Below are 25498 nucleotides of genomic sequence, written 5' to 3' on the forward strand. Positions count from 1 at the left end.
CTTCCGTGCAGCATCCCCTTTTCTGTCAGCGGTCTTTTCATATACAAAAAAGCGGTCCCCTGGAGTGGGACCACTTTTTGTTTCGCTGGATTTCCTGCTTCGATCAGAGAACGAAGTTGGAGAAAATGGACAGGAAAATCGGGTTGTAGATATCGTCGCAGATAACGGACCAGGACGGATACAGAACCCAGGCAACGGTGTGCCAGCCGTATTCTTCCATAACGGCTTTTTCGTTGGCCACAGCGTTGGGGCCGGAGCCGCAGCCCCAGCCGCAGTTCCCTGCGGTCATAACAGCAGCACCGTAATCCCGGCCGAACACGTTGTAGGAAACCAGGATGCCGAACAGAGCCATAAAGATGGCCTGTGCCAGGAGAACCACACCCATCTGGCCGGCTACAGGAGCCAGGGCGGTGATGTCGATGGTCATCAGCACCAGAGCCAGGTACAGTTCCAGAAACATATCCTGGATGGCGTTGAATTCAGGCACATAAGTATCTTTGCCCATGGATTCCAGCAGGTTCCGGCAGATGGCGCCGGCGAACAGGCAACCGATGAATTTCGGCATGGAAATCATAGGGATGTTGTCCAGCAGGCAGTAGATGGGCATACCGATGGCAGCGAACAGCAGGGAATAAGCGAAGGCTACCACCATTCTCTGGTTGTCCAGTTTGTTGATGGTTTCCTTGGTTTCCTTCTGAGGCTGATCGTTGGGGTCAGCTTTCAGGTGATGCCGGTGGATCAGGAAGGCAGCTACAGGGCCGCCGATCAGGGAGCCCATGATGTTGCCCATGGTGCCGGCTGCCACCCCTACGGTCGTGGCATCTGCCGCGCCTCTGGCTTCAAAGATCGGCCCGAAAGCGGAAGCGGTACCAACACCGCCGGACATGGAAGCGGAAGAGCACTGGAGAGCCAGCAGCGGATGCAGGCCAACCAGATTGCCCACCACAACCCCAAGGATATCCTGGAGCGTGATCAGCAGGCAGGCAGCCACAGCAATGGCGACCACCAGCTTGCCGCCGGCTTTCTTGATCAGCTGAGTGCTGAACCCGTAGCCCACGCACAGGAAGAACAGGTTCTGGCACAGGTCTTTCATGATTTTGGTATCAAATTTAAAAGCAATGATACCGGATCCTTTGATGATGGCAATAATAATGGAAATGATAATACCGGAAACAACAGGTGCCGGGATGGCATATTTTCTCAGTACCTTGCTGTGGGCCACCAGGAACCGGCCCAGGAAAATCACGATGGCCGCAATGCCCAAGGTAGTCAGATACTCGAACTTGAACGTTGCGACGCTCCCTGCTTTGGCTGTCAAAGTACCGAAGTACTTCATAATTGCAGGCGACATACAAAAGACCCCCTCTGAAATAATAAAAGATTATGAAACCTTGCGCAACAGCACTGTCCCCTCCAGAAGGACAGTCCCTCGTTACGGCTATCATTGTAGCATACTTCCGATTAAATAACAAGAGAATAATCAGAATATTACTAACTATAATTTTGACCTTATTCGTCTTTTAACGAAATCGTGTGTACACTGAATATACAGTATACAGTATTTTCCTATAAATAAAAGTGATTGGCCTGCAAGTATGATGACAAAAAAATTGGGGCTGCTGCCGAAGCAGCAACCCCAATTTTAGACCACCGGATCGATCAATCCCCGGTTCCTCATTTCATTGGCTTCTTCCCGCAGCCGCTCAATCCGCTTTTCTGTAGGCGGATGGGTGCTGAAAATGGCCTGGGCATCTTTGGCGGAAAACGGGGAAATGATGAACATGTGGGCAGTGGCTTCGGTGGCCCTGGGCATGGTCCGGGTACGGGCGTACCCTTCGATCTTTTCCAGAGCGTCCGCCAGGGCATCCGGGTCCCCGCTGAGCTGTCCCCCGGTAAAGTCAGCCATGTATTCCCGGGTACGGGAAATGGCCAGCTGGATAATGGCCGCCGCCAGAGGGGTCAGCACCAGCATCAGCACCCCGGCCATGGGGTTGTTCCGCCGGTCATCCCGGTCTCCCCCGAACCAGAAGGCAAACCGGGCCATGACGGAAATGATCCCGGCCATGCCGGCGGCAATGGTGCTGATCAAAATGTCATTGTGCTTCACATGGCTCATTTCGTGTCCCAGGACCCCGGCCACTTCCCGGGGGGTAAGCATTTCCATGAGCCCTGTAGTAACGCACACCGCCGCATGTTCCGGATTCCGTCCGGTAGCAAAGGCATTGGGCAGCATGGTATCCACCACATACACCCGGGGCATGGGCAGCTGGGCCCGGCGGGCCAGGCTTTCCACAATGCCGTACAGCTGGGGAGCGCTTTGAGCGTCCACCGGCTGGGCCCCGTACTGGGCAATGACCAGTTTGTCACTGTACCAGTACAGCAGCACATTGGAAATCAAAGAAAAGGCCAGCATCACGGTCATGCCGCTGCTGCCGCCGATATAGTCGCCGATCAGCAGCAGGAGACCGGTCATCAGGCCCATTAAGAGTGTGGTTTTCATCATGGTTTTTCACCTCGTTACGCTCTGGGATGGGTTTTGTCGAAGACTTTTTTCAGCCGGTTGTTGGTAAGATGGGTATAGATCTGAGTGGTGGAAATGTCCGCATGGCCCAGAAGCTCCTGGACCGTCCGGAGGTCCGCCCCGTTGTCCAGCATGTGGGTGGCGAAAGAATGCCGGAGGATGTGGGGTGTAAGAGGCTTCTGGATCCCCGCCTTCACTCCGTAAGCCCGGATGATCTGCCAGAACCGCTGACGGGTCATGCCGGTGCCCCGGATGGTCAGGAACAGGCTGTCATCGTCCTTCCCGTTCTTCACAAAAAGAGGCCGCACTTCCGCCAGGTACTTTTTCAGGAACTGGATGGCGTACTGTCCCAGAGGGATCAGCCGCTCCTTGGATCCTTTCCCGTAGGCGATCACATACCGGGTCTCCAGGTTCACACTGGCCCGTTTCAGGTTCAGCAGTTCGGAAACCCGCATGCCCGTAGCGTACATCACTTCCAGCATGGTCCGGTCCCGGAAACCTTCCGGCTGGGTCAGGTCGGGAGCGGAAAACAGCTGCTTCACTTCCTCCAGGCTCATGACCTTGGGAAGCACCACTCCCCGGCTCCCTGCTTCCACCACTTCCGAAGGATCCTCTTCCAGGAAACCTTCGGCGGTCATAAAGCGGAAAAAGGCCTTGAGTGCCGCCAGTTTCCGGGAAGCAGAGGTGGGGGCGTACTGGTGCTGCTTCAGCATCCGCATGTACCCCAGGATATCTTCCCGCTGGACTTCTTCCAGGGGCTTTTTGATCCAGCCTGCAAACAGACGGAGATCCCGGCCATAGGATTCCCGGGTGTTGTAGGCCAGCCCCAGTTCCACTGTCAGATATTCCAAAAACAGATTGATTTCTTTTTCCAGTTTATTCCTTAGTGACACCCTGATCATTCCCTTTTTTCAGCACTAGAATTGCTTCGTTTTCCAAGGGAGCGATGGTGGAGATGGCATGTTTGTAGATCAGCTGCTGCTTCCCTTCACTTTCCATGATGACAGTGAAGTTGTCGAAGCCCCAGACCCTGCCACGGACCTGGAAGCCATTAAGGAGATACACCACAATGGTCTTTTTTTCGCTGCGTACTTTGTTCAGAAAGCTGTCCTGTAAATTCAATGGTTTATTGTTACCTGTTGTCATAGGTATTCCTTCTCTCTTGTTGGGATTTGGCACGGAGTCTGCCTGGGCAGCATCCGCCTTGAGCTTCAGTGGCCGAAGGGCCGCTTAACGCCTCAGGGTTCCTGTTGCGGAATAAACTTCTGTTCTGCCAGGGCTGCCAGCATGGCTGCGACACATTTCCCGTAATCGGGAGGATCGTCCAGCTGGAACCACTGGATGTAGGGCATTTTCTTGTACCAGGTGATCTGGCGCTTGGCAAAGTTCCGGGTGGCCTGTTTCAGTTTGGCGATGGCTTCTTCTTTTGTCCATTCACCATGGAAATACTGAAGCACCTGCCGGTACCCGATGCTCTTCATGGACTGGGCCGTTTCCGGCACCCCCATGGCCACCAGCTTCCTGGTTTCTTCAAAAAGGCCCTGTTCCACCATAAGATCAACCCGCCGGTTGATCCGCTCATACAAAGAATCGCGAGGCATTGTCAACCCGAATACGACCGCCTGGTAGGGACTTTCAGTGGCCTTGGCCGTGGACACCCGGTCCCCGCCCCGGATCGTTTCGATTGCCCTTATTATACGCCTTCTGTCGTTAATCTTCAATTCATTGGCCTTTACCGGGTCTAATACTTTCAGCTTGTCATGAAGGGCCTCATTCCCTTCCCGGTCGGCGAATTCCTCCAGCTGCCGGCGCAGGGCAGAAGATTCGTCCACCCGGGAAAAATCGTAAGCTTCCAGCAGGGCCTTAATGTACAGGCCGGTGCCTCCCACCAGGATGGGCACTTTCCCCCGGGCATTGCAGTCCCGGATCAGCCGGTCCGCCTGCTGCTGGAAATCCACCACGGAAAATTTGCCGTCCGGTTCCAGGATATCCACCAGATGGTGGGGCACCAGGGCCAATTCTTCCGCCGTGGGTTTGGCGGTGGCAATGTCCATGTGTTTGAACACCAGCATGGAATCTCCGGAAATGATCTCTCCCCCCAGTTTTTGGGCCAGGGCGATGCCGCAGTGGCTTTTGCCGGTGGCAGTGGGGCCGATGATGGCAATGACTCTGGGTTTATTTTCCATCCTGGTCCCCTTCCTCCCGGAGGATGATACCGTACCGGAGCTTGCTGTATTTGCCTCCCTGGATTTCCCGGGCTCCCAGGCTCCGGAGCAGGTCTTCGTCCCGCTCCTTTACCACCACCCGGGGGGCCAGCCGCAGGGCGTCCCGGATCATCCCGGCATCCAGGGGCTTGTGGTAGGAAGCGGGCCGGAGCGGCTGCATGCTGGCAGAATTCCCCACCGGTTTCCGGAACATGGGGTCAAAATAGACCACATCGAAGGAATCGGCAGGAAAAGCGGGCAAAAGGTCCTCCGCCTTCCCCAGCCGAGGTTCAATCCGCCGGAGGCTGGCGGTAATGTCCGGGTCCTCGATCTCGTAGTGCTGCAGTCCCTGGGACACAGCCCAGTACAGCACCGGGGAGGCTTCCAGCCCCACCACTTTCCCGGCAGGGCCCACCAGGAAGGAGGCCACCACTGCATCTGCCGCCAGGCCCAGGGTGCAGTCCAGTACACGCATGCCGGGCCGGAAGCCGCAGGCCTGGGCCAGATGGTCCGACCCGCCCCGCTTCAGGTTCCGGATCCGGGGCACCCCCATGGAGGGATGGTATTTCAGGATCCCTTCTTCCGTATACACCTGGGGTCCCTGATGGGTGGCCACCAGCACCGCCTTCAGCCCCCTGTCCCGAAGCAGCTGGTCCAGGGTACCGTGGATGGGCCGGGGAATATAGGGCAGATCCAGGGTGCGGGCCCAGCTTTGGGCTTCGTTGTACAGTTCGGTGCCGCATTTCCGGATGGCCGTCACCGCATAGATGGACATGAATGGATCGCTCCTTCCTCAGGTTCGTTTGAACATATGGTACAGTTCGTCGCTGGTCAGCTGGATCATACAGGGCCGGCCATGGGGACAGGTAAAGGGATGCTCCGTGTTGAGAAGCTCCAGGATCAGCTGACGCATCTGCCGGATGTTCAGCACTTCCCCGGCCCGGATGGCGCTGTGGCAGGCGGCGTAATGGAGCACGCTTTCCCGCAGGTCGCTGGCCTTGATTTTTTTGTTTTCCGACAGCAGCTTCAGGATGTCTTCAATGAACCCTTCCGCCTGGCTGCTTTCCACATCCGCCGGCAGGGCGGACACCCGGAGGGAGGTTTCTCCCGCCGGTTCCACATCCACCCCCAGCTTCAAAAATTCATCCCGATATTCCTCGATCAGGTCCACATCGGGCCGGGTCACATTGAGGAAGAGAGGGAGCAGCAGCTGCTGGGAGGGGATTTCCTGCTGCTGGCGGATGAATTTGTCGTACATGATCCGCTCGTGGGCGGCATGCTGGTCGATAAGATACAGGGCAGTTTCCGACTGGGCGATGATGAACACCCGGTCCACCTGGCCCAGAGGCCAGATCAGGTCCACACCGCTGGCCAAAGCGCCGTCCCGGGCTTCTTCCGTAAGGGTCTCATCGCTGAGAGAAGCCTCTTCTCCCGGTCGGGATGCCGGCAGAGCCTCCCCTTCAGGAGCCGGATTCCCGGCACCGGCCGTTTCCCCGGAGGCTCCCAGGTCGTCCCGGCGCTGGGCTGCAAAGAATTTCGCTGTGGTGTCTTCGGAAATGGCATCTGGGACCTTCCACACCGGCTGCCCGTAGCTGCCGGAAGGACTGGAGGCATAGCTCCGTCCGAAGGCGCTGGTCCGGGGCTGGTACCCTTTGTCGCCCCCCTGGAACAGGGGCTTCTGTTCCGGTTCAGGGGCTCTCCCGGCCGGAACTCCCGCCAATGGCGGTTCCATTTTCCGGAATCCGGGCTGGGCCAGGGCCACGGACCCGTCCCCTTCCCTCTTCCCGGCCATGGGCTGGGTAAGAGCCTGACACAGACCATGGTACACCGCCCGGTACACGGCACTTTCATCCCCGAATTTGATCTCGCTTTTCTGGGGATGGACGTTGATGTCGATGAGGTGGGTATCGATGCCGATGTTCAGCACCGCAAAGGGGAACCCGGCCTTGGGGATCTGGGACTGGTAGGCATGGTCGATGGCCTTGCTCACCATACGGTTGTTGATGCACCGGCCGTTCACGAACAGGGTCTGCCACTGGCGGGTGCCCTTCAGCAGAGTGGGACGGCTGATGAACCCTTTCAGGGTGATCCCGTCCTGGGCATAATCCACCGTCAAGAGTTCCTTGGTCACTTCTTTCCCGTACAGGGATTCAATGGTATCCACCAGGTCCCCGCTGCCCGGCGTGTTGATGACTTCCTTGTCGTCCCGGGTAAGGACCAGGTGCACATCGGGCCGGGACAGGGCGATTTTGGAGAGGATGTCGCTGATGTAACGGCCTTCGGTATTCACCGTCCGGAGAAACTTCCGCCGGGCAGGCACATTGTAGAACAGGTCCTTTACCGTAATGGTGGTGCCCACGTCGCCCCCCATGGTTTCCACGTCCAGGTCCTCTCCTCCGTCAAGGGTGATCCGGGTGGCGAATTCCGCCCCGGTCTCCCGGGTGAGCAGGGTGAAGTGGGATACAGAGGCGATGCTGGGCAGGGCCTCTCCCCGGAATCCCAGGGTATGGAGGGTCAGCAGGTCGTCCGCTTTCACGATCTTGCTGGTGGCATGGCGCAGGATGGCCATCCGGGCGTTGGCTTCGTCCATGCCGGACCCGTTGTCCCGGACCCGGATGAATTCCGTCCCCCCGGCGAAAATGCTCACTTCTATGGTATCGGCGCCGGCATCCAGAGAATTCTCCACCAGTTCCTTCACCACGGAAGCGGGTTTTTCCACCACTTCCCCGGCTGCGATCTGGTTGGAGGTGTTCTGGTCCAGCAGCTGCACTTTGACACTCATCAGCTGCGGCCTCCTTCCCGTTTGGCTTCTTCCTGGAGCTTGTACAGGGTGTTCAGGGCTTCCAGGGGCGTCATGGTCATCACATCCAAGTTCCGGAGGGTGTCTCCGATCACGTCTCCGAAGAGACTGGGCTGGAGATTCTCTTCTTTGGGTGCAGGGGTTTTGGCCGGAGCCGGTGCCGCCGGTTTCACGGCCGTTCCCTGGGCGGTGTATTCTTCCAGCAGTTCATCCGCCCGTTTCACCACTTTTTCCGGCAGCCCTGCCAGCCGGGCCACATGGATCCCGTAACTTTTATCGGTGCCCCCGGGGACGATCCGCCGGAGGAACACCACTTCCTTCCCTTTTTCCTTTACGGCCACGGAATAGTTTTTGATCCCCGGATCCAGCTGTTCCAGTTCGATCAGTTCGTGATAATGGGTGGCAAAAAGGGTCTTGGCCTTGATTCTGTCGTTGATGTACTCCACCACCGCCCGGGCAATGCTCATGCCGTCGTAGGTGCTGGTGCCCCGGCCCACTTCATCCAGGATGATCAGGCTGCGGCTGGTGGCGTATTTCAGGATGTTGGCCACTTCGTTCATTTCCACCATGAATGTGCTCTGGCCGGTGGCCAGGTCGTCGCTGGCCCCCACCCGGGTAAAGATCCGGTCCACCGGGCACACGTCCGCTTCCCGGGCCGGGATGAAGCTGCCCATCTGAGTCATGAGGGTCAAAAGGGCCACCTGGCGCATGTAGGTGGATTTCCCGGCCATGTTGGGGCCGGTAAGGATGATCAGCCGTTCATCGGTGTTGTTCAGATGCACATCGTTGGGCACGAACAGTTCCCGTTCCAGGAGCTTTTCCACCACCGGGTGCCGGCCGTCTTTGATGGTGATTTCCTGCCGGTCATTGAGCCGGGGGCACACATAGTTCCCCTTGAAGGCAGCCATGGCAAGGGAATAGAGCACATCCAGCACCCCCAGGGCCCGGGCGGTTTCCTGGACTTCCACCAGATGGCCCCGGATATCCTGGCGGATCTCGTTGAACAGGTAGTATTCCAGCTGCTGGATCTTTTCCTTGGCGCTGAGGATTTTGTTTTCGAATTCCTTCAGTTCCGGCACAATGTACCGTTCCCCGTTCACCAGGGTCTGCTTCCGGATAAAGGTATCCGGCACCTGGGACACCTGGCCTTTGGACACTTCGATGTAGTAGCCGAAGACCTTGTTGTACCCCACCTTCAGATTCTTGATGCCGGTCTGATCCTTGATTTTCTGTTCGAAGTTCAGCATCCACTGGTTGTTGTTTTCCGCAATATCATGGACTTCGTCCAGTTCGGCGTTGAAGCCTTTCCGGATCATGCCCCCTTCCCGGACGGTAAAGGGCGGGTCGTCCACAATGCCCCGTTCCAGTTCATCCAGCAGGTCCTCATGGAGGCTGATCCGGCTGTCCAGGGTATGGAGCAGACCCTGGGGCACCTGGTCCAGCAGATTTTTCACCTGGGGCAGGGCCCGGAGAGCGGTCCGCAGGGAAGCCAGGTCACGGGCGTTGGCGGAACCCACTTCGATCCGGGACAGGATCCGTTCCAGGTCGGTGATTTCCCCCAGGGCATCCCCCAGGTCCGTCCGGAGCCGGGCATTGTCCACCAGGGTACCGATGGCCTGCTGCCGGAGCCGGATCCGGGCGGTGTCCAGAAGGGGTGCTTCCACCCACTGGCGGAGCTGCCGGGCCCCCATGGCGGTGCGGGTGTAGTCCAGTACATCCAGCAGGGTGCCGTGGCGGGTGCCGTCCTTCATGTTCTTCACCAGTTCCAGGTTCCGGATGGCGGTGGCGTCCAGGTTCATCACCGCATCGGTGGTGATTTCCCGGAGCCGGTTGATCTGGGCCAGGTCACTTTTCACATTTTCGTGGATGTACTGGAGCATGTGCTCCACAGTGCCCCGGACCAGAGGGATTTTTGCCCCCGGGCTGTCACTGCCGAAATGGCGGGTGAAGTAATCCAGTTCCGGGATGGGGTCCCAGTGGTTGATCATGCAGTCCGGCAGCTTCTGGACCATTTTGTCCAGGAGGGTACCGAAAGCTTCGTTGGGTTCGGTAAGCACCAGTTCCGCCGGCTGGATCCGGTACAGCTGGTCCAGCACTGCTTCTTCCCGGTCTTTGCCCCGGGCGGTGTACCAGGCACATTCCCCGGTGGATACGTCGGCGTAGGAAAGGCACAGGGTGTCCTGATTCTGTTCCAGGCAGGCCAGGTACTGGTTGTGGTTCTCTTCCAGCACCGCGTCGCTGAGCACCGTGCCCGGGGTCAGGATCTTGGTCACCTGGCGCTTCACGATGCCCACGGCTTTTTTCGGATCTTCCATCTGGTCGCAGATGGCGATTTTGTACCCTTTCCGGATCAGCTTGGCCAGGTACCCGTCCACCGAATGGAAGGGCACCCCGCACATGGGCATGGAACTGGAAGCACCGGCCTTTCCTCCGGCCCGTTTGGTCAGGGTCAGGTTCAGTTCCCGGGAAGCGGTAAGGGCGTCTTCATTGAACAGTTCGTAGAAATCCCCCAGTCGGAAGAACAGCAGCTCGTCCTTGTGCTGTTCCTTGATTTCCAGATACTGCTGGAGCATGGGTGTAAGGGCGGTCATAAGGCAGCACGACCTTTAAGGAGCCAGGTCTGGGCGGTTTCGATGGTCACCGGGACCACATCTCCCGGGTTGAAGAACCGCTCTCCCACCGGCCACAGCACCAGTTTGTTCCCATCGGTGCGGCCGCTCCACATTTTGCTGTTGTTGTGGCTGAGCCCTTCCACCATCACAGGCAGGGTGCGTCCCACCAGTTTCTGATTGTGTTTCAGGCTGTGCCGGTTCTGAAGTTCCATAAGCCGGTTCAGCCGTTCCTTCTTCACCTTGTCCGGCACCTGATCTGCCATGGTGGCAGCCGGGGTCCCGGACCGTCTGGAATAGATGAAGGTATAGGCGGCGTCGTAGCTGACGGTATCGAACAGGCTCAGGGTCTCTGCAAAATCTTCTTCCGTTTCCCCGGGGAAGCCTACGATGATGTCAGTGGTAAGCACTGCCTCCGGCACATATTTCCGGATGGTGTCCACCAGTTGCAGGTAGGATTCCCGGGTGTAGCCCCGGTTCATGGCCTGCATGATCCGGGTGCTGCCGCTTTGGACAGGGATGTGGAAATGCTTGCACACATGTTTGCTTTCCGCCACAGTGCGGATCAGTTCCTCGCTCATGTCACGGGGATGGCTGGTCATGTACCGAACCCGTTCCACCCCGGGGATGGCGTCCACCTGGCGGAGGAGAGCGGCAAAGGCATCCTTTTCTCCCCGGTCCTTGCCGTAGGAGTTCACGTTCTGGCCCAGAAGGGTGAATTCCCGGTAGCCCTGGTCCACGGCATGCTTGATTTCTTCACAGATGGCATCGGCGCTCCGGCTCCGTTCCCGACCCCGGACATAGGGGACGATGCAGTAGGTGCAGAAATTGTTGCAGCCGTACATGATGGGTACCCAGGCGGCATAGCTGCTTTTCCGGACGAAATGCCCCTCGAATTCCCTGGGCATTACCGTCAGATCGTTGTACATCCCCGCCTTCCGGTCGTTCTGCTGGAGATAATCCTGCAAAATGGCGCTGAAGTTGTTTACATGGGCAGTGCCGATAAGCAGGTCCACCTGGGGATACTTTTTCAAAAAGTCCTCCCCGTCTTTTTGGGCCATGCAGCCGGTAACGCACAGGACCTTGGAAGGATCTTCCCGTTTGATCTGCTTCATCTCCCCGATTTTTCCCAGGATCTTCTTTTCCGCGCTTTCCCGGACGCAGCAGGTGTTGATGAGGATCACATCCGCATCGTGATAGTCTTCCGTATAATGGTACCCCAGGTCGGACAGCTGCCCGGCATAATGTTCCGAATCACTCTCGTTCATCTGACAGCCGTAATTCAGAATGGTGTAACTTTTGGTCATTGGTTTTCTGTTTCCCTTCTATATAGAGTAACTAATCGGTAGTAAAAAGTCTCAATAGTTTATTATATGATGAAATGAAAAAAAAAGGAAGGGGTGGTTCCCCTTCCCTCTGCACTCTTCACTCTCCACTCACATCAAGGCATCCCCGGGAAACTGGTCACGTACTTGATCCGGATGTCCGGAAAACTGGTGACGAACTGGATGGTAAAGTCTTCGCCGTATTCCACGAACTGCCATTCCCCGATGGCGGACGGAAAATGATCCACCACTTTCACCTTCAGATCCGGAAAACTGGTGACCACTTGGACTTTGATGTCCGGATTGTATTCCACCACCCGTACTTTGCCGGCCATGCGGATACCGTTAAAGGTTCCGTCAGCACTGATGGGAGAAGAAGCCAGGGCTGCAGAAGCCCACAGCAGGCTCAGGAGCACCGTCAGGAGACCCACCAGGTTCCGTGTCATTTTTTTCATCCCAATCCCTCCTCTGGCTGAATATTCTGTATCCATTATACCATAAGAAGGGGCTGTTGCCCATGCAACAGCCCCTTTGTCAACGGTCAGCTTTGCTGCCCCCTACTTCTCCGGCCCTGCCTCGTGGACATGGGCGATGGGGATCCATTTCTTCTGGGGAAAGAATACGGAGCAGACGGCCACCAGGGACAGGAAAATGCAGAAGAACCCTCCTGTAAGGATCCCGGGAAGCATTTTCTTCACCGGCAGATCTCCGGCTTTGATGGCGCAGGTGCCCATAACAAGGCTCAGCACATAGAGCATGGTCCACCAAAGGATGTCCTTGCCGGCCAGAGGTGGAAGTCCATTCAAGGCCCGGTTTCCCACCCACAGTACATTGGTGAGGAAATAGAACCCGAACACCACGCACATAAGCATGGGGACGAAATTATCGATGAGCCGGGCGTCCGGCCGGGCCCGGAAATGGGCCAGCCATTCCTTCCGGTACAGCCGGGCAATCTGGTAGTTCCCGGTCATCCACCGGCGGAGCTGGCTCACCATGCCCCGGAGGGTCACCGGCTGTTCGTCATAGAACCGGGCTTTGTCCTGGTATTCAGAGAAGACACCCTTAAAATTCTGCTGCATGGAAAATTCCATGTCTTCCACAATAGTCCGGGTATGCCAGCCGTCCGGTTCCAGCAAAGAAGCATCGAACCCGAACCCGGTGCCGGAGATGATCCCGGGCAGATCCACATTGTACCGGGGTTTGCTGAACAGATCCACACTGAGCCAGTACATGCTGTACCACTGGGAGATCAGATTGTCAAAGGGGTTGAGAGGCAACCGGTTCCCCATCACCAGCCGGGCGCCCCGGCGGAAACTCCAATCCAGGGCGGACAAAAATCCCCGGTCTGCCATATTGTCCGCATCAAAAATCACAATATGGCTGAATTCCCGTCCGTACTGTTTCCGGATCCGGGGGATGCCCCAGCTGAGCACCGCCCCTTTCCCGGTCCGGGGTCCTTCCTGCCTTTCCAGCACGGTTACATGAGGGTACCGGCGTCCTACCTCCGCCGTGGCATCGTCACAGTGATCCGCCAGCAGGAACACCCGGTACAGCTCACCAGGGTAGTCCTGATCTTCCAGGCTCTGGAACAGTTTGCCCACCACATTGGCCTCGTTATGGGCACACACCAGCACGGCGAACCGGCTGGGTCCCGCCACCACCGGCCGTTTTTTCCGCCGGGTCACAAGGCCCAGGAACACGGTGCTGCAGGTCCAGAGAAAGGTCAGCACCAGCAGCAGCTGGACAATGAAGGTCAGTACATACATCATGGAAAGTTCCTCACACAGCCGTCAGGATGAACAGGAGCGCCGCAAAGATCCCCATTACATATTCCACAATGATCAGTTCAAATTCATTGGGGAAGATAAAGGCCAGCCCCAGCCCCAGAAAGCCTCCGGTAAGGGTGATCCGGAGCATGGCCACCGCCATGCTCCGGGTGGTGCCTTTGCTGTCCCGGATCCGGTTCCACAGGGCTTCTCCCGCCCCCCGGAACATCCGGGGTGCCGCCTGGCTGTACACCAGAAAGCCCCCCACCACCGTAAACACCAGGGAAGCCAGGAAGATCCGGGGATAGGATGCCGGGAAGGGCACCACCTGGTACAGGTCCCCGCCCACCGCAGGGAACACTGCCATGGGTACGGCTCCGATCAGGCTCAGGATAAAGAACATGGTAGCCGTCCGCTGGTCTTCCACACACAGGTAGGGTTCCTGGGGAGACCGCATCCCCTGCCACACCCGGAAGGGCAGATAGGCGGACAGCAGGGCCCCCAGGAATTCAATGGGGATGAAATTGGAGTTGCCCCCGGTGAGGGCCATCCCCGCTGCTGCCCCCAGAGCCGCTGCCACCGCCCCGGTCCGGCCGAAGATCAGCCCGTAGGGTACGGACAGCATGGCCTGGATCCGGAGCCCGCTGAGGCCCGGCACCACCTGGTAGAATTGAGAAACCGCAAATAAAACTGCATACAGAAAGAACAGGACCGCACCTGTCTTCACACGTTCACCCATTATGATTCCCTGCTTTCGTCATTTGTTTCGTTGTTTGTCTTCTTTTTGCCGGAGTTCCTCCCACAGTTCCCCGATGGTCCGATGGAGCACCGGGTGGACCACCTGGGCCCCGATGGCTGCCAGAGGCTCCAGCACAAAGCTTCGGTTGGCCATGTCCGGATGGGGCAGCACCAGGTCATGGCTGTGGATCTGCTGATCTCCGAAAAGGAGCAGATCCAGGTCGATGTTTCGTTCTCCCCAATGGCGTTTCCGCTGCCGGCCCATTTCCAGCTCAATGGCCAGAAGGGTATGGAGGAGACTTTCCGCATCCCCCGGCCACTCCACTTCCGCCGCTCCGTTGAGGAATTCCGGCTGGTCCGTCACCCCATAGGGTTCCGTGGTAATAAGGGGAGATACCTGGATCACCTGGATTCCATGGTGCTCCATCAGTTCCAGGGCCCGGCGGATATTCTGTTCTTTGTCCCCCAGGTTGCTGCCCAGGGCCACATAGGCTACTGACATGCCCGGATCGCCTCCAGCATCCGGATCAGCCGGACATTTTCCTTCACATCGTGGACCCGGACCATCTGGGCGCCAGCGTACACGGCGGCAGCCGAAAGGGCCATGGTCCCTTCCAGCCGTTCTTCAGTGGGAAGCCCACCTAGCACCTTGCCGATGAACCCCTTCCGGGAGCCGGCCAGGAGCACCGGGATCCCGTGTCCGGTCATTTCCCCCAGCCCGCTGCACAGTGCCAGGTTCCCTTCCAGGTCCTTGGCAAAGCCCAGGCCCGGATCCAGGATCACCTTGTCCTTCCCCAGTCCCGCTGCCTGGCAGGCTGCCGCCCGCTCCAGCAGATACTGAGACACTTCTCCCGCCACATTGTGGTAGGTCTTCAGTTCGTCCCCCATCATGGTCTTGGGGGTGCCCCGCATGTGCATGAGCACCAGGGGAGCCTTGGCCCGGGCAGCCACATCCAGCATCCGGCCGTCCCCGGTAGCGGCGGTAACGTCGTTGATGATATCCGCCCCGGCTTCCAGAGCCGCTTCCGCCGTCTCTGCATGGTAGGTATCCACACTGAGGATGCTCTCCGGGAAATGCTTCCGCAAAGCAGCCAGAGCCCCGGTTACCCGGCGTTTTTCCTCTTCCGGAGTCACCGGATCCGCTCCCGGCCGGGTGGATTCTCCTCCGATATCCAGCAGGTCCGCCCCGTCCCGGAGCATGGTTTCCGCCTTGGCCAAAAGGGCCTGTTCTCCGCTGATCCGGGAACCGGCATAGAAGGAATCCGGGGTCACGTTCAAAATCCCCATGACCCGCATTTTCTCATAGGTCAGCTTCCGGCCGTCGGCCAGTACCGTCACCAGGGTCCCCGGTTCCAAAAACTCCCACAGATCGTCCATAATGGCCTGGATCCCGAACCAGTTGGCCATGGAGCCCAGCTTCTTCACCAGGTCCCGGTACTGCCGCCGGTTTCCCAGAAGGATCACATCCACCCGGTCCAGGCTGCAGTTGATGGTGCCCTTGGGGTTCACACATTCCCCTCCCAGAGCCAGCATTTCCTGTTTCAGGATGTTGGCGGCGGGAGTGCGGATCTGGAGCAGTTTCAGGGGCAGCACGGAAGCCTTGGGTTCCATAAGCTGGATGCCCATGGGATGGACTTCGATTTTTTCCATTTCATAACGGATCCGTTCAGGAGGAATGGTCAGATACATGTCACACCTCTTTTTCTACTGTAGCAAAGGCATTGTGGTTGTGGATGCTCTCCTCGCTTTCCACCGTGACCGTATACCAGTCGATCCGGGGATCGGCATTGAGCTGCAAAGCGATTTCCCGGACCGCGTCCTCCACGAACCGGGGATTCTCATAAGCCATTTCTGTGACGCATTTTTCATCCGGCCGTTTCAAAAGAGAATACAGAGGAGTGGAAGCGCCTTTTTCCGCCATATCCACCAGTTCTTCGATCCACACCGGCTGGGAAGAACGGATGCGGATCCGGGCCCAGGCCCGCTGGTTGTGGGCCCCGTATTTACTGATTTCCTTGGAACAGGGGCACAGGGTGTGGATGGGTACATCCACGCCCACTTCCAGGGAGAAGGTGTCCCCTTTTTCCGCCTTGAAATGGCAGTCCACGTCCAGATAGCTTTCGATGCCGCTGACAGGAGCCTTTTTGGTGATGAAATAGGGGCAGGAAAATTCCAACAGGGCCTTCCGGGCTTCCAGTTTCTGCCGGAGCCCGTCCAGCACTTCTTCCAGTTCGTGGGGACGGATGGGGCCCACCTGCTTCAGGCATTCCACGAAACGGCTCATGTGGGTGCCCCGCTGTTCCTGGGGCAGATCCACTGCCAGGGCCACTTCCGCCACCGTATGCTGGCTGCCTTTTTCCCGGTCCGCCAGCACAATGGGCCACCGGAGGTTCCGGATGCCCACATGTTTCAGTGCAATGTGACGCAGATCCTGCTGCGCCTGGACATCTTTCAGCATGATTCACCCCGGTACACAATGCCGCTGGTCTTGGTTTCCCAGACCTGGACTTCATAGAGGGCATAGTTGGCCCCGGTGAGCGGTTCCTTCAGTTTGTTCCACACCCAGACAGCAATGTTTTCCGCAGAAGGCTGGGGCAGGATGTCGTTGAGGCAGTGATGGTCCAGCTGGTCCACCACCAGATCCTTCACCGTGTGCTTGAACTGGACAAAATCCAGCACCATGCCTTCCTGGTCCGGATGGCCTTCCACCTTCACCACCAGCTTGTAGGTGTGGCCGTGGAGATGTTCACATTTGCCGTGGTAATTGGGCAGATAATGGGCTGCGTCAAACTCAAATTCCTTGATACAGATCATATGGTTCCCTCCTGAAGATCAAAATCGTTTTGCCGCAAAGCTTCGTAAAGGACAATGGAAACCGAATTGGCCAGGTTCAGGGACCGGGCTTCGGAAACCATGGGGATCCGCACACATTCCTCCCCATGGGCCAGCCGGAAGTCTTCCGGGAGGCCGGCGCTCTCCTTGCCGAAGATCAGCAGGGAATCAGGTCCGTAATGGACCCGGCTGTAGGATTTGTGGGCGTGGGTGGTCAAGAGGAAGCGGGGGCTGTCCGGATAGGCGGCCAGCACTTCTTCCACGGAATCATAATAGTGGATGTCCACCAGGTGCCAATAGTCCAGACCGGCCCGTTTCAGGTATTTGTCATCCACGGAAAAGCCCAGGGGCCGGACCAGATGGAGACTGGCTCCTGTGGCGGCGCAGAGCCGGGCAATGTTCCCGGTATTCCCGGGGATTTCCGGCTCCACCAGTACAATGTGCATCATTTCAATACGCCTCCATCCCAGTCATTGCCGGAAATGGCGATGATTTTTTTCATTTGTTCGTGGAGATTCAGGATCTTCTCCGCATAATAGCTGCCGGTGGCCCATTTGCCGTTGAGCTGGGACCAGCGGGTGTAGAAGCCGTTCTGGACCTTGCCCTTGTACACCAGATAGTACCGGGGGTCGATCACCGGGGTGGCCGGCAGCCGGTCGGTGGTATAGGCCATAAGATGCTGGACATGGGCCCGGACCCCGTCCCTGGGGGTGGGAAACCAGGCGCCCTGGACCGTAGCGCTGGTGGTCCCCAGACCGCAGAAATTGTTCTGGGCCGGGACCACCGTGCCCCCGAACCGGAAGAATCCGGTTTCCAGCAGGGCCTGGCAGAACACGATGTCCCACCGGAGCCCTTCCCGGCTGGCTTCCTGGTAGTACAGATCCACGATCTGTTCCGGGGTGGCCTTGATGGGCAGTTTGGGATTGTACCGGCGGAGCAGCACCACCGCCTGGTCCCGGGTGGCTTCGCCGGGTCCGGCAATGGTCACTTCCTGGTAGTTGTCCGGCAGTTCCCAGATCTTAGCCCTGGTGGTCAGATGGTTGATGATGATCTGCAGGCTGGGATCCGTGATCACCCGGTCCTGATTTTCCAGCTTCAGCAGTTTGTCCGGGTCCGGCCACCGGGGCAGGGTAAGCTTTTCTCCCACTACAGCGATCATACCCTTCCGGATCACTAGGCTGTCCTGGTCCGCCGGCCCCAGATCCCGGATCACCGGAGTCCTGGGCCGTTCATTTTCTCTGTCCCGGCGTTTTTCCTTTTTGGGAGGTTCCGCCGTATGAGTCTTTTCTTCCCGGGCCGGTTTCTTCTCCTGCAGGTCCCGGGCTTTTTTCTGTTTCCGGTCCTTTTTGTCCTCTTCTTTCCGGTGCCGCCGGATCCGTTCCCGGAAGCTCAGGGGCTTTTTCTCCTGCTCCTCATCTGTTTTCCGGACTTCTTCTTTTCTCTGTACTTTTTCTTTCTTGTCCTGTTTCTTTTTCTGGACATGGGACAGCGGTCCGTCAGTTTCGTCCAAAAGAACGGTTTCCGCCGGCTTCACACCCTGTTCCAGGGGAGAGGCCCAGGCGGTGCCGGTCCCCAAAAGGCCGGCCAGTACAAGGCCCAGGGCCAGCCGTTTCTGTTTCTTGTTCAATGGGTCATACCTCGTTACTCAATAGATTTTTGGGAGCCAGGCTCCCCTTCCCCACTGTCTTCCTTATTTTTCCCCAGTTTTTTGCCGGGGGAACACCCACAGGCTCACCAGCATCACCACAGCAGCCACAATGATCCCCAGGCTGGTGGAATTCAGGATGCCGATGCCCTTGCCTCCATTGAAAAACTTCAGCCCCAGCACCACAGCCACCCCCAGCACGGCGGAACAGAAGGCCCCCCGGGTGGAGGCTTTTTCCGTAAACAGGCCGAACAGGAAGGGAGCTGCCAGAGATACGGTCATCAGGGAATAGAAAATGGCCAAAGCGGTAATGATGTTGGCCATGTAGCAGGCAATGAAGATCCCGGCGATGCCGCAGACCACCGTCAGTTTCCGGCTGACCTTCAGCAGTTCCTCATCGGAAATATCCGGACGGAAGAAGGTTTTGTACAAATCCTTGGATAAAGAAGTGGCCAGCATATACAGCACCGTATCACAGGTGCTCACTTCCGCGGCAAAAATAGCAGAAAGAGCCAGTGCGGATACCCCGAAAGGCATCATTTCCTTCATGGCCTTGGGCAGGGCCAGTTCCTGGTTCCCCAGATCCGGAAAGGCCGCATAGGCGCACATGCCGATAAGCATGGGCAGGAAAGCGAACGCCAGTTGGACGATGCCGTTCCACAGGGTCCCCACCCGGACGGCTTTTTCATCTTTGGCCGCATAGACTTTCCCGATGAGCCCCGGAGAGATGCAGAAAGCCGGGGTCAGCATGAGGAAATACCCCACAATGGCGGTGGTGCCCATGCCATCCCAGGCAAAATACTTCGCCGTCAGGGCCGGATCGGCCATATGGCTGGCCACAGCGGCCTGGAGTCCGCTCCATCCTCCCACATACTGGAGGGCAAAGGGTGTGGCAATGCAGAATCCCAAGAGGATCACGATCAGTTCGATAATATTCACAATGGCGGCACTTTTGATGCCCCCGGCGGAAAAGTACAGAGTCACAACCACCGCGGCGATGATGATGCCGTAGAGTTTTTCAATCCCCGCCACCACATTCAGGATCCAGGCAATGCCCAGCAGCTGGCCGGAAAAAAGAGCCAGGGTGCCGATGGCCATCATGGTGGAGGTGACTCCCCGGAAAGCGTGGGAATAGCGGAAATCCAGATAATCCCCCATGGTGTACAGATTGTACTTCCGGGCCACTTTCCACACAGCCGGCCCTACAATGTAGGCCAGAATCAGAGACCCCAGGCCGCTGCAGCCGATCCACCACCAGCTGGAAACCCCGAATTTGTACGCCAGTCCCGTTACCCCCACTGTGGAACCTGCTCCGATGTTGGCTGCAATCAGGGTTGTGAACAAAAGCCCCGCATTGAAGGAGCGTCCGCCCACAAAGAAGTCCGCTGCACCTTTCACATGTTTCCCCACCAGATGACCCAGGAGGATCAGCAAAAGCGCATAACCTACAATGACCCCAAGATACAAATTCATGAAAATCACTCCAAGCAGTTTATAGTAAGGTGCGACTGGAACTCAACAATCATCATTGTACTTTACTTGAGGCGTATTGTAAAGGAGGGGGTGACGCAATGCGTCACCCCCTCTGGTTGTCACTGGTCACTGGCCGAGAGACCAGTGACCGAGGGTGTGAACCTTTTCACACCCTTTTTTTTACAATTCCACCGTCTTCCCCGGTTCCACCACCAGCACTTTGCTTTGGGTGGTGGTTTCCACTTCCTTCTTGAAAGCTGCAGGATCCTGGGCGATGAGAGGCCAGGTGTTGTAGTGGATGGGGATCACCAGGGGCACATTCAGCAGTTCTGCCGCCAGACGGGCGTCTTTGGGGCCCATGGTGAAGTTGTCCCCGATGGGCAGAAGGGCCACATCGATGGTTTCCAGCCGGGGCAGCAGGGCCATATCCCCGAAGACACTGGTGTCCCCGGCAAAATACACGGTCTTCCCCCCGAATTCCACCATGAACCCGCAGGCATGGCCGCCTGCAATACCGCTGCCGTGGAAGGCGGGGGTCACCCGCACCCGGCCGAAGGGGAACTGATGGGTGCCCCCCAGGTGCATGGCATGGGACCGGAGCCCGTGTTGGGCTGCATCATTGGCGATTTCTGCCGTGGAAATGATCAGGGCATCCTGTTTTTTGGCGATTTCGTAGGCAGAACCCAGATGGTCCCCGTGATAATGGGAAATGAAGATCACGTCCGCTGCCACATCCTCCGGCTTCAGGCCTTCCGGATTCCCCTCCAGATAGGGGTCGAACAACAGGGTGGTCTTCCCGTCAGACAGGGTGAAACAGGCATGATGGATATAATGGAACTGCAGCATGGTGATTCCTCCTTATTGGATTTCGATGACTCTGGCTCCCTCCGGATCGATGTCCAGCACATGGAGAGCCGTTTCAATGTTCCGTTTCCGGAAGGGCGCCGCCATGGCTTCTCCCACCTTCCGGGCATCTCCCTCCGCCGGCACATAAGCCAAAAGGGTGGAACCGGCGCCGGAAATGATTCCATTGTAGGCTCCCGCCTGCCGGGCCCCTTCCAGGGCTTCTTCCGCTCCCGGGATCAGGGGCAGCCGGTAGGGCTGGTGGAGCCGGTCTTCCAGGGCCGTCCGCAGGAAGTGATAGTCCCCGGTCAAAAGAGACCCTACCAGGAGAGCCGCCCGGCTTACATTGTACACCGCATCTTTATGGGGCACTTCCTGGGGCAGAGCCGCCCGGGCCTTGGAAGTGGGCAGGGGGATGGAGGGCACCAGCACCACCAGCTGAAGGGGTCTGGCCAGGGCAAGCTTCAGGCTTTCCACCTTCCCCTCTTCCATAACATTCACAGTAATGCCCCCCAGAATGGCCGGAGCCACATTGTCCGGGTGGCCTTCGATCCGGGTGGCTTCCGTCACCAGCTCCTCTTTGGAAAGAGGGCTGCCCGCCAGGGCATTGGCCGCTGTAAGCCCGGCCACAATGGCAGTGGAACTGCTGCCCAGGCCCCGGGATACGGGAACTTCGATCCGGGTGGAGATCCGCAGGCCGGTGGCCGGTTTCCCCAGTTTTTCCCAAAGGATGCAGAAAGCTTCCGCCGCCAGGTTGTTCCGGCCCTGGGGCAGGGATTCCCCTCCCTGGCCCTCCGCTTCCACCTGGATGCCTTCTGCTTCCGGCACCCGTTCATAGGTGAACCGGTTGTACAGGGTACAGGCCAGCCCCAGGCAGTCAAACCCGGGTCCGCAGTTGGCGGAGGTGGCAGGGACCTGTACCGTCACTTTTTTCAACATATCTGCCATGGTCAGCGCCTCTTTCCTCAGTCCAGGGTGCTGTCTTCCACCCGGATGATGTTGCAGATCCGGGCTACCACAGCCAGTTTGGACAGGGCGTCGGCGGCTTTCCGCAGGGCGAACTCAGAGACCCCGTAGGTGATCACCACGATTTCCGCCAAGGTGCCCAGGGACCGTTTCTGGACAACGGTCTTCAGGCTGACCTTGTTTTCCCCGAAGGCGGAGGCAATGGTGGCCCAGACACCGGGCTGGTCTTCCACCAGCATCCGGATGTAGCAGGGAGAGATGATTTCTTCCAGGGGCAGCATGGGTTTGGCTTCGTAGCAGGTGCAGCCCACCCGGCCGGTGCAGCCGGCCAGGATGTTCCGGGTGCTTTCGATGATATCCCCGCATACGGCACTGGCCGTAGGCATCCGTCCGGCGCCCCGGCCGAAGAACATGGCTTCTCCTACAGGCTGGCCTTCCACATACACCGCGTTGAACACATCGTTCACCGTAGCCAGGGGATGGTCCTTCCGGAGCATGGTGGGATGGACCCGGGCGCTGACCCCTTTGCCTTCCTTCTGCTTGGCGATCCCCAGGAGCTTGATTACATAGCCCAGTTCGTCAGCGTATTCAATGTCCCGGGAAGAAATCTTGTCGATGCCTTCCACATACACATCGTCCAGGCTCACCCGGCTGTTGAAGGCAATGGAGGCCAGGATGGCAATCTTCCGGGCCGCGTCGAAGCCCCCCACGTCGGCGGTAGGGTCGCTTTCCGCATAACCCTTGTCCTGGGCTTCCTTCAGCACTTCCGCAAAATCCATATGATCCTGGGTCATTTTGGTAAGCATGAAGTTGGTGGTACCGTTGATAATCCCCATGATCTTGCTGATTTTGTTGGCTGCCAGGCTTTCCTTCAAAGGACGGATAATGGGAATCCCCCCGGCCACCGCCGCTTCGAACAGGAAGTCCACATGGTTGGCCGCCGCCAGTTCGAACAGTTCCTTTCCATGGACGGCCACTACGTCCTTGTTGGCGGTGACCACGTTCTTGCCGGCTTTCAGCGCCGCCTCCATGTATTCCAGGGCCGGGTGTTCCCGTCCCATCAGTTCCACCACAATGTCAATGTCCGGATCGTTGACAATGTCTTCGATTTTGTCTGTGGTGGCCAGGGAGGCATCCAAGGCCCGGACCTTTTCCGGATGACGGGCCAGGACCTTTTTGATGCAGATTTCCGCCCCCACCCGTTCGGTGATCAGCGGCCGGTTCTGGTTCAGCACCAGGATCACACCGCCCCCCACGGTACCGGCTCCCAGCAGTCCGATGTTGATTTTCTTCTGTTCGTTCTTAGCCAATTCCCCTCATCCTCCTGTTGTAAAGGGGCTGCCGAAAACGACAGCCCTCTGAAAATCCTGCAGATATCCTGTTTTACCCCTTCCGGGAAGCCGGTTCCTCTGTTTTTCTTTCCCGGGTCAGTCCACCTGGCCCAACACGTCCAGCCGCTTCACTCCGTCAATGAGCCGGAGTTTGTCCATCAGGGCTTCCATATCGATGTTCAGGTACTTGGTCTCCACCGAAATGGTGGTATTGGCCACACCCTGGAGAGGCACACCCTGGTTGATGGTGATGACGCTCCCCCCATCGGCAGCAATCGTGTTCAGCACACTGGAAAGTACCCCGGGCTTGTGTTCCAGCAGCAGAGAAATGGTAATGACCTTTTCCTTGCTGGCATCGTAAAACGGGAAGACATAATCCTTGTATTTGTAGTAAGCACTGCGGCTGAGCCCCACTTTGCTTACGGCCTCGTTGACAGTCTTCATTTTACCCCGCTTCAGGATTTCTTTGACCAGGATGGTCTTTTTGATTGCTTCTGGAAGAATTTCTTCTCTTACCAAATAAAATTCTGATTTCTTCTCGTTGTTCATGTGTTATCTATCCTTTCCATAAGAATGTTAATCCTTCCTAGGAAGACATTATATCATAGTGCGTGGAATAATGCTACTCTTTCTTGGCAGTTCTTTTCATCAAATCCCCGATGGCCTGGCGCACATCCTTTCCCTGGAACAGCACCTGGTACAGCTGTTCGATGATGGGCATTTCCACCTGATGGGCCCGGGCCAGTTCCCGGACCACCGGCGTGGCGTTGATCCCTTCGATGACCATATGGGTGCCGCCGGTGATCTCCTCCAGGGTCTTGCCCTGAGCCAGGGCATAGCCGGCGGACCGGTTCCGGCTGAGAGGGCTGGTGCAGGTGGCAATCAGGTCCCCCACCCCGGCCAGACCAAAGAAAGTGGCCCGCCGGGCTCCCATCTTCACCCCCAGCCGGGTCAGTTCCGCCAGTCCCCGGGTGATCAGTCCCGCCTGGGCATTTTCTCCCAGCCCCAGGCCGGACAGCATCCCTCCCACCAGGGCAATGCAGTTCTTCACACAGCCGCACAGTTCCACCCCCACAAGATCCGTGGAGGTATAGGGACGGAAGTAGGGAGTCAGGAAGCACTGCTGGAGGAACCGGGCCTCTTTCATCTCCCGGCAGGCAATCACCGTGGCAGCCGGCTGCTGCTGGGCGATTTCCCGGGCCAGGTTGGGACCGCTGAGGGCAGCAATGGCCCGGGCCCGGGGGAAAGTTTCCTCCAGGATATCCGTCATCAGTTTATGGGTGGCAAGATCAAATCCCTTGGTGCAGGTAAGGATCACCTGGCTGCGGCAGTCCGTGATGGCCGCCACCTGCCGGGCAATGGACCCCATCCCTTTGGAAGGCACCACGAACACCAGGACTTCCGCTCCCGTGACAGCTTCCTTTAAATCCGCCGTCACCTGGATGGAGGGGGAAAGCCGGAAATCCGGCAGGTAATCCCCGTTGCAGCGGGTTTCCCGGATCTTTGCCGCCTTCTCCGGGTTCCGGGCCCACAGGCACACGTCCCGGCCGTTGTCCGAAAGGATCTGGGCCAGTACCGTTCCCCAGCTCCCGGCCCCAATCACAGCTGCTTTCATGGTTTCAACTCCTTTGCAAATAGAAAGGGCTGTTGCAGGTGCAACAGCCCTTTGGTCGCGGGTCTCGAGTCGCGGGCTTGTTGGTGCAAACCGAAGACCCGTTTTTTGATTCCAACCGATGTTACCTTATCATTCTATAGAAAAAGAACAACCGGATTCAGCGTCCAGGCTCGCGGCCCATGGCCCGCGACCCGTGACCGGGGTGTAAATCCTTTCACACCCCTATCATTTTTTCCAATGTCCCTGCCGGATCTTGCTTTCTGTGCCATTTTTCAGGCGGATCATGTTCTGGTAGTGACGGGCCACCACAACGATGGCACACAGGCCTGCAAAGGCCACCAGTTTCCAGTCATACCCCAGGTACCAGGCGGAAAAAGGAGCCGCCAGAGCCGCCAGGATGGACCCCAGGGACACATAACGGGTAACGAATACCGTTGCCAGCCAGATGGTCAGAGAAAACACCGCCACTTCCGGCATGAAGTACAGCAGGATCCCCAGACCGGTGGCCACCCCTTTGCCTCCCTTGAATCCACACATCCAGGAAAAGCTGTGGCCCAGTATGGCACAGGCGGCGCATACCAGCTGTACCGTCAGATCCGGAGAAACAAACCGGTTCACCAGGTACAGGGCCAGCACCCCTTTCAGCAGATCCCCCAGAAGCACAAAGGATGCCATCCGGGCCCCTACGGTCCGGAACACATTGGTGGCACCGATGTTGTGGCTGCCATAATCCCGGATATCGATGCCGCATACCAGCTTCACCAGCAGCAGCCCGCAGGAAATGGACCCCAGGAGATACCCGATCAGTGCACTGAGAAAGTAATCCATAA

25 protein-coding genes are annotated in these 25498 nt (G+C 57.8%); all 25 read right to left on the reverse strand.

From position 1 onward, the window contains the following. Window positions 1-103: 103 nt before the first annotated feature. Window positions 104-1351: a sodium/glutamate symporter gene (locus ACTQY5_RS01720; protein ID WP_441368699.1), complete on the reverse strand. Its 1248-nt coding sequence runs from the start codon at window positions 1349-1351 to the stop codon at window positions 104-106. Window positions 1352-1642: 291 nt separating this feature from the next. Continuing rightward, the gene (htpX, locus tag ACTQY5_RS01725; protein WP_288310158.1) at window positions 1643-2503 is read right to left on the reverse strand and encodes a zinc metalloprotease HtpX; all 861 of its coding nucleotides are present in this window, start codon (window positions 2501-2503) and stop codon (window positions 1643-1645) included. 14 nt (window positions 2504-2517) lie between these two features. Continuing rightward, window positions 2518-3423, reverse strand: coding sequence for a site-specific tyrosine recombinase XerD (gene xerD / locus ACTQY5_RS01730; RefSeq protein ID WP_022488316.1), 906 nt, complete (start codon window positions 3421-3423; stop codon window positions 2518-2520). After that, window positions 3398-3667, reverse strand: coding sequence for an RNA chaperone Hfq (gene hfq / locus ACTQY5_RS01735; protein WP_022488317.1), 270 nt, complete (start codon window positions 3665-3667; stop codon window positions 3398-3400). Before hfq ends, xerD begins: the two co-directional genes overlap by 26 nt. A gap of 92 nt (window positions 3668-3759) precedes the next feature. Continuing rightward, window positions 3760-4707, reverse strand: a complete 948-nt coding sequence (gene miaA / locus ACTQY5_RS01740; RefSeq protein ID WP_022488318.1) for a tRNA (adenosine(37)-N6)-dimethylallyltransferase MiaA — start codon at window positions 4705-4707, stop codon at window positions 3760-3762. Continuing rightward, entirely contained in the window at window positions 4697-5500 is an 804-nt protein-coding gene (locus tag ACTQY5_RS01745; RefSeq protein WP_022488319.1) for a class I SAM-dependent methyltransferase, read from the reverse strand. Before ACTQY5_RS01745 ends, miaA begins: the two co-directional genes overlap by 11 nt. 18 nt (window positions 5501-5518) lie before the next feature. Then, on the reverse strand, window positions 5519-7507 hold the full coding sequence (gene mutL / locus ACTQY5_RS01750) for a DNA mismatch repair endonuclease MutL (RefSeq protein ID WP_441368700.1): 1989 nt from the start codon (window positions 7505-7507) through the stop codon (window positions 5519-5521). Next, window positions 7507-10116, reverse strand: coding sequence for a DNA mismatch repair protein MutS (mutS, locus tag ACTQY5_RS01755; RefSeq protein ID WP_022488321.1), 2610 nt, complete (start codon window positions 10114-10116; stop codon window positions 7507-7509). Before mutS ends, mutL begins: the two co-directional genes overlap by 1 nt. Continuing rightward, a complete protein-coding gene (gene miaB / locus ACTQY5_RS01760) occupies window positions 10113-11441 on the reverse strand; it encodes a tRNA (N6-isopentenyl adenosine(37)-C2)-methylthiotransferase MiaB (RefSeq protein WP_022488322.1) in 1329 nt (442 codons plus the stop codon). Before miaB ends, mutS begins: the two co-directional genes overlap by 4 nt. A 134-nt stretch (window positions 11442-11575) precedes the next feature. Beyond that, window positions 11576-11905, reverse strand: a complete 330-nt coding sequence (locus ACTQY5_RS01765; RefSeq protein ID WP_154488537.1) for a hypothetical protein — start codon at window positions 11903-11905, stop codon at window positions 11576-11578. Between the two features lie 111 nt (window positions 11906-12016). Continuing rightward, window positions 12017-13228, reverse strand: a complete 1212-nt coding sequence (locus ACTQY5_RS01770) for a glycosyltransferase family 2 protein (protein ID WP_288310180.1) — start codon at window positions 13226-13228, stop codon at window positions 12017-12019. Between the two features lie 10 nt (window positions 13229-13238). After that, entirely contained in the window at window positions 13239-13964 is a 726-nt protein-coding gene (locus tag ACTQY5_RS01775) for a hypothetical protein (RefSeq protein WP_303225010.1), read from the reverse strand. An 18-nt stretch (window positions 13965-13982) separates the two neighbouring features. Further along, window positions 13983-14465 (reverse strand): 2-amino-4-hydroxy-6-hydroxymethyldihydropteridine diphosphokinase, encoded by a 483-nt coding sequence (gene folK / locus ACTQY5_RS01780; protein ID WP_022488325.1) that lies wholly within the window; start codon window positions 14463-14465, stop codon window positions 13983-13985. Continuing rightward, entirely contained in the window at window positions 14456-15652 is a 1197-nt protein-coding gene (folP, locus tag ACTQY5_RS01785) for a dihydropteroate synthase (RefSeq protein ID WP_022488326.1), read from the reverse strand. The genes folK and folP overlap by 10 nt, the downstream gene beginning before the upstream one ends. Window position 15653: 1 nt before the next feature. Then, complete coding sequence (gene folE2, locus ACTQY5_RS01790) at window positions 15654-16418, reverse strand: GTP cyclohydrolase FolE2 (RefSeq protein WP_367996908.1); 765 nt, start codon at window positions 16416-16418, stop codon at window positions 15654-15656. Further along, window positions 16415-16777 (reverse strand): 6-carboxytetrahydropterin synthase QueD, encoded by a 363-nt coding sequence (queD, locus tag ACTQY5_RS01795; protein ID WP_022488328.1) that lies wholly within the window; start codon window positions 16775-16777, stop codon window positions 16415-16417. Before queD ends, folE2 begins: the two co-directional genes overlap by 4 nt. After that, the gene (locus tag ACTQY5_RS01800; RefSeq protein ID WP_288219226.1) at window positions 16774-17241 is read right to left on the reverse strand and encodes a tRNA (cytidine(34)-2'-O)-methyltransferase; all 468 of its coding nucleotides are present in this window, start codon (window positions 17239-17241) and stop codon (window positions 16774-16776) included. Before ACTQY5_RS01800 ends, queD begins: the two co-directional genes overlap by 4 nt. Further along, window positions 17241-18422, reverse strand: coding sequence for a glucosaminidase domain-containing protein (locus ACTQY5_RS01805; protein WP_154488518.1), 1182 nt, complete (start codon window positions 18420-18422; stop codon window positions 17241-17243). Before ACTQY5_RS01805 ends, ACTQY5_RS01800 begins: the two co-directional genes overlap by 1 nt. Before the next feature lie 63 nt (window positions 18423-18485). Beyond that, the gene (locus ACTQY5_RS01810) at window positions 18486-19913 is read right to left on the reverse strand and encodes a sodium:solute symporter family protein (protein ID WP_441368701.1); all 1428 of its coding nucleotides are present in this window, start codon (window positions 19911-19913) and stop codon (window positions 18486-18488) included. Between the two features lie 180 nt (window positions 19914-20093). Then, entirely contained in the window at window positions 20094-20759 is a 666-nt protein-coding gene (locus ACTQY5_RS01815; RefSeq protein WP_302574712.1) for a metal-dependent hydrolase, read from the reverse strand. A gap of 12 nt (window positions 20760-20771) precedes the next feature. Next, on the reverse strand, window positions 20772-21704 hold the full coding sequence (gene thrB / locus ACTQY5_RS01820) for a homoserine kinase (RefSeq protein WP_441368702.1): 933 nt from the start codon (window positions 21702-21704) through the stop codon (window positions 20772-20774). Between the two features lie 17 nt (window positions 21705-21721). Next, window positions 21722-23032 carry a homoserine dehydrogenase gene (locus ACTQY5_RS01825; RefSeq protein ID WP_022488333.1) on the reverse strand — a complete coding sequence of 437 codons (1311 nt, stop codon included), beginning with the start codon at window positions 23030-23032 and terminating at the stop codon, window positions 21722-21724. A 117-nt stretch (window positions 23033-23149) separates the two neighbouring features. Beyond that, window positions 23150-23602, reverse strand: a complete 453-nt coding sequence (locus tag ACTQY5_RS01830) for an ACT domain-containing protein (RefSeq protein ID WP_022488334.1) — start codon at window positions 23600-23602, stop codon at window positions 23150-23152. A 73-nt stretch (window positions 23603-23675) separates the two neighbouring features. Beyond that, on the reverse strand, window positions 23676-24668 hold the full coding sequence (locus ACTQY5_RS01835; RefSeq protein WP_022488335.1) for an NAD(P)H-dependent glycerol-3-phosphate dehydrogenase: 993 nt from the start codon (window positions 24666-24668) through the stop codon (window positions 23676-23678). A 225-nt stretch (window positions 24669-24893) separates the two neighbouring features. Then, window positions 24894-25496 carry a glycerol-3-phosphate 1-O-acyltransferase PlsY gene (gene plsY / locus ACTQY5_RS01840; RefSeq protein ID WP_154488522.1) on the reverse strand — a complete coding sequence of 201 codons (603 nt, stop codon included), beginning with the start codon at window positions 25494-25496 and terminating at the stop codon, window positions 24894-24896. Window positions 25497-25498 lie beyond the last annotated feature (2 nt).

This window comes from Acidaminococcus sp. HCP3S3_H5 (genome assembly GCF_052122235.1).
Taxonomy (GTDB): domain Bacteria; phylum Bacillota; class Negativicutes; order Acidaminococcales; family Acidaminococcaceae; genus Acidaminococcus.

Bases quoted from the DNA above. Each gene is read 5' to 3' on its own strand.
- ACTQY5_RS01720 (WP_441368699.1), bottom strand. From the start codon at position 1,351: ATGTCGCCTGCAATTATGAAGTACTTCGGTACTTTGACAGCCAAAGCA.
- htpX (WP_288310158.1), bottom strand. From the start codon at position 2,503: ATGATGAAAACCACACTCTTAATGGGCCTGATGACCGGTCTCCTGCTG.
- xerD (WP_022488316.1), bottom strand. From the start codon at position 3,423: ATGATCAGGGTGTCACTAAGGAATAAACTGGAAAAAGAAATCAATCTG.
- hfq (WP_022488317.1), bottom strand. From the start codon at position 3,667: ATGACAACAGGTAACAATAAACCATTGAATTTACAGGACAGCTTTCTG.
- miaA (WP_022488318.1), bottom strand. From the start codon at position 4,707: ATGGAAAATAAACCCAGAGTCATTGCCATCATCGGCCCCACTGCCACC.
- ACTQY5_RS01745 (WP_022488319.1), bottom strand. From the start codon at position 5,500: ATGTCCATCTATGCGGTGACGGCCATCCGGAAATGCGGCACCGAACTG.
- mutL (WP_441368700.1), bottom strand. From the start codon at position 7,507: ATGAGTGTCAAAGTGCAGCTGCTGGACCAGAACACCTCCAACCAGATC.
- mutS (WP_022488321.1), bottom strand. From the start codon at position 10,116: ATGACCGCCCTTACACCCATGCTCCAGCAGTATCTGGAAATCAAGGAA.
- miaB (WP_022488322.1), bottom strand. From the start codon at position 11,441: ATGACCAAAAGTTACACCATTCTGAATTACGGCTGTCAGATGAACGAG.
- ACTQY5_RS01765 (WP_154488537.1), bottom strand. From the start codon at position 11,905: ATGACACGGAACCTGGTGGGTCTCCTGACGGTGCTCCTGAGCCTGCTG.
- ACTQY5_RS01770 (WP_288310180.1), bottom strand. From the start codon at position 13,228: ATGATGTATGTACTGACCTTCATTGTCCAGCTGCTGCTGGTGCTGACC.
- ACTQY5_RS01775 (WP_303225010.1), bottom strand. From the start codon at position 13,964: ATGGGTGAACGTGTGAAGACAGGTGCGGTCCTGTTCTTTCTGTATGCA.
- folK (WP_022488325.1), bottom strand. From the start codon at position 14,465: ATGTCAGTAGCCTATGTGGCCCTGGGCAGCAACCTGGGGGACAAAGAA.
- folP (WP_022488326.1), bottom strand. From the start codon at position 15,652: ATGTATCTGACCATTCCTCCTGAACGGATCCGTTATGAAATGGAAAAA.
- queD (WP_022488328.1), bottom strand. From the start codon at position 16,777: ATGATCTGTATCAAGGAATTTGAGTTTGACGCAGCCCATTATCTGCCC.
- ACTQY5_RS01800 (WP_288219226.1), bottom strand. From the start codon at position 17,241: ATGCACATTGTACTGGTGGAGCCGGAAATCCCCGGGAATACCGGGAAC.
- ACTQY5_RS01810 (WP_441368701.1), bottom strand. From the start codon at position 19,913: ATGAATTTGTATCTTGGGGTCATTGTAGGTTATGCGCTTTTGCTGATC.
- ACTQY5_RS01815 (WP_302574712.1), bottom strand. From the start codon at position 20,759: ATGCTGCAGTTCCATTATATCCATCATGCCTGTTTCACCCTGTCTGAC.
- thrB (WP_441368702.1), bottom strand. From the start codon at position 21,704: ATGGCAGATATGTTGAAAAAAGTGACGGTACAGGTCCCTGCCACCTCC.
- ACTQY5_RS01830 (WP_022488334.1), bottom strand. From the start codon at position 23,602: ATGAACAACGAGAAGAAATCAGAATTTTATTTGGTAAGAGAAGAAATT.
- ACTQY5_RS01835 (WP_022488335.1), bottom strand. From the start codon at position 24,668: ATGAAAGCAGCTGTGATTGGGGCCGGGAGCTGGGGAACGGTACTGGCC.
- plsY (WP_154488522.1), bottom strand. From the start codon at position 25,496: ATGGATTACTTTCTCAGTGCACTGATCGGGTATCTCCTGGGGTCCATT.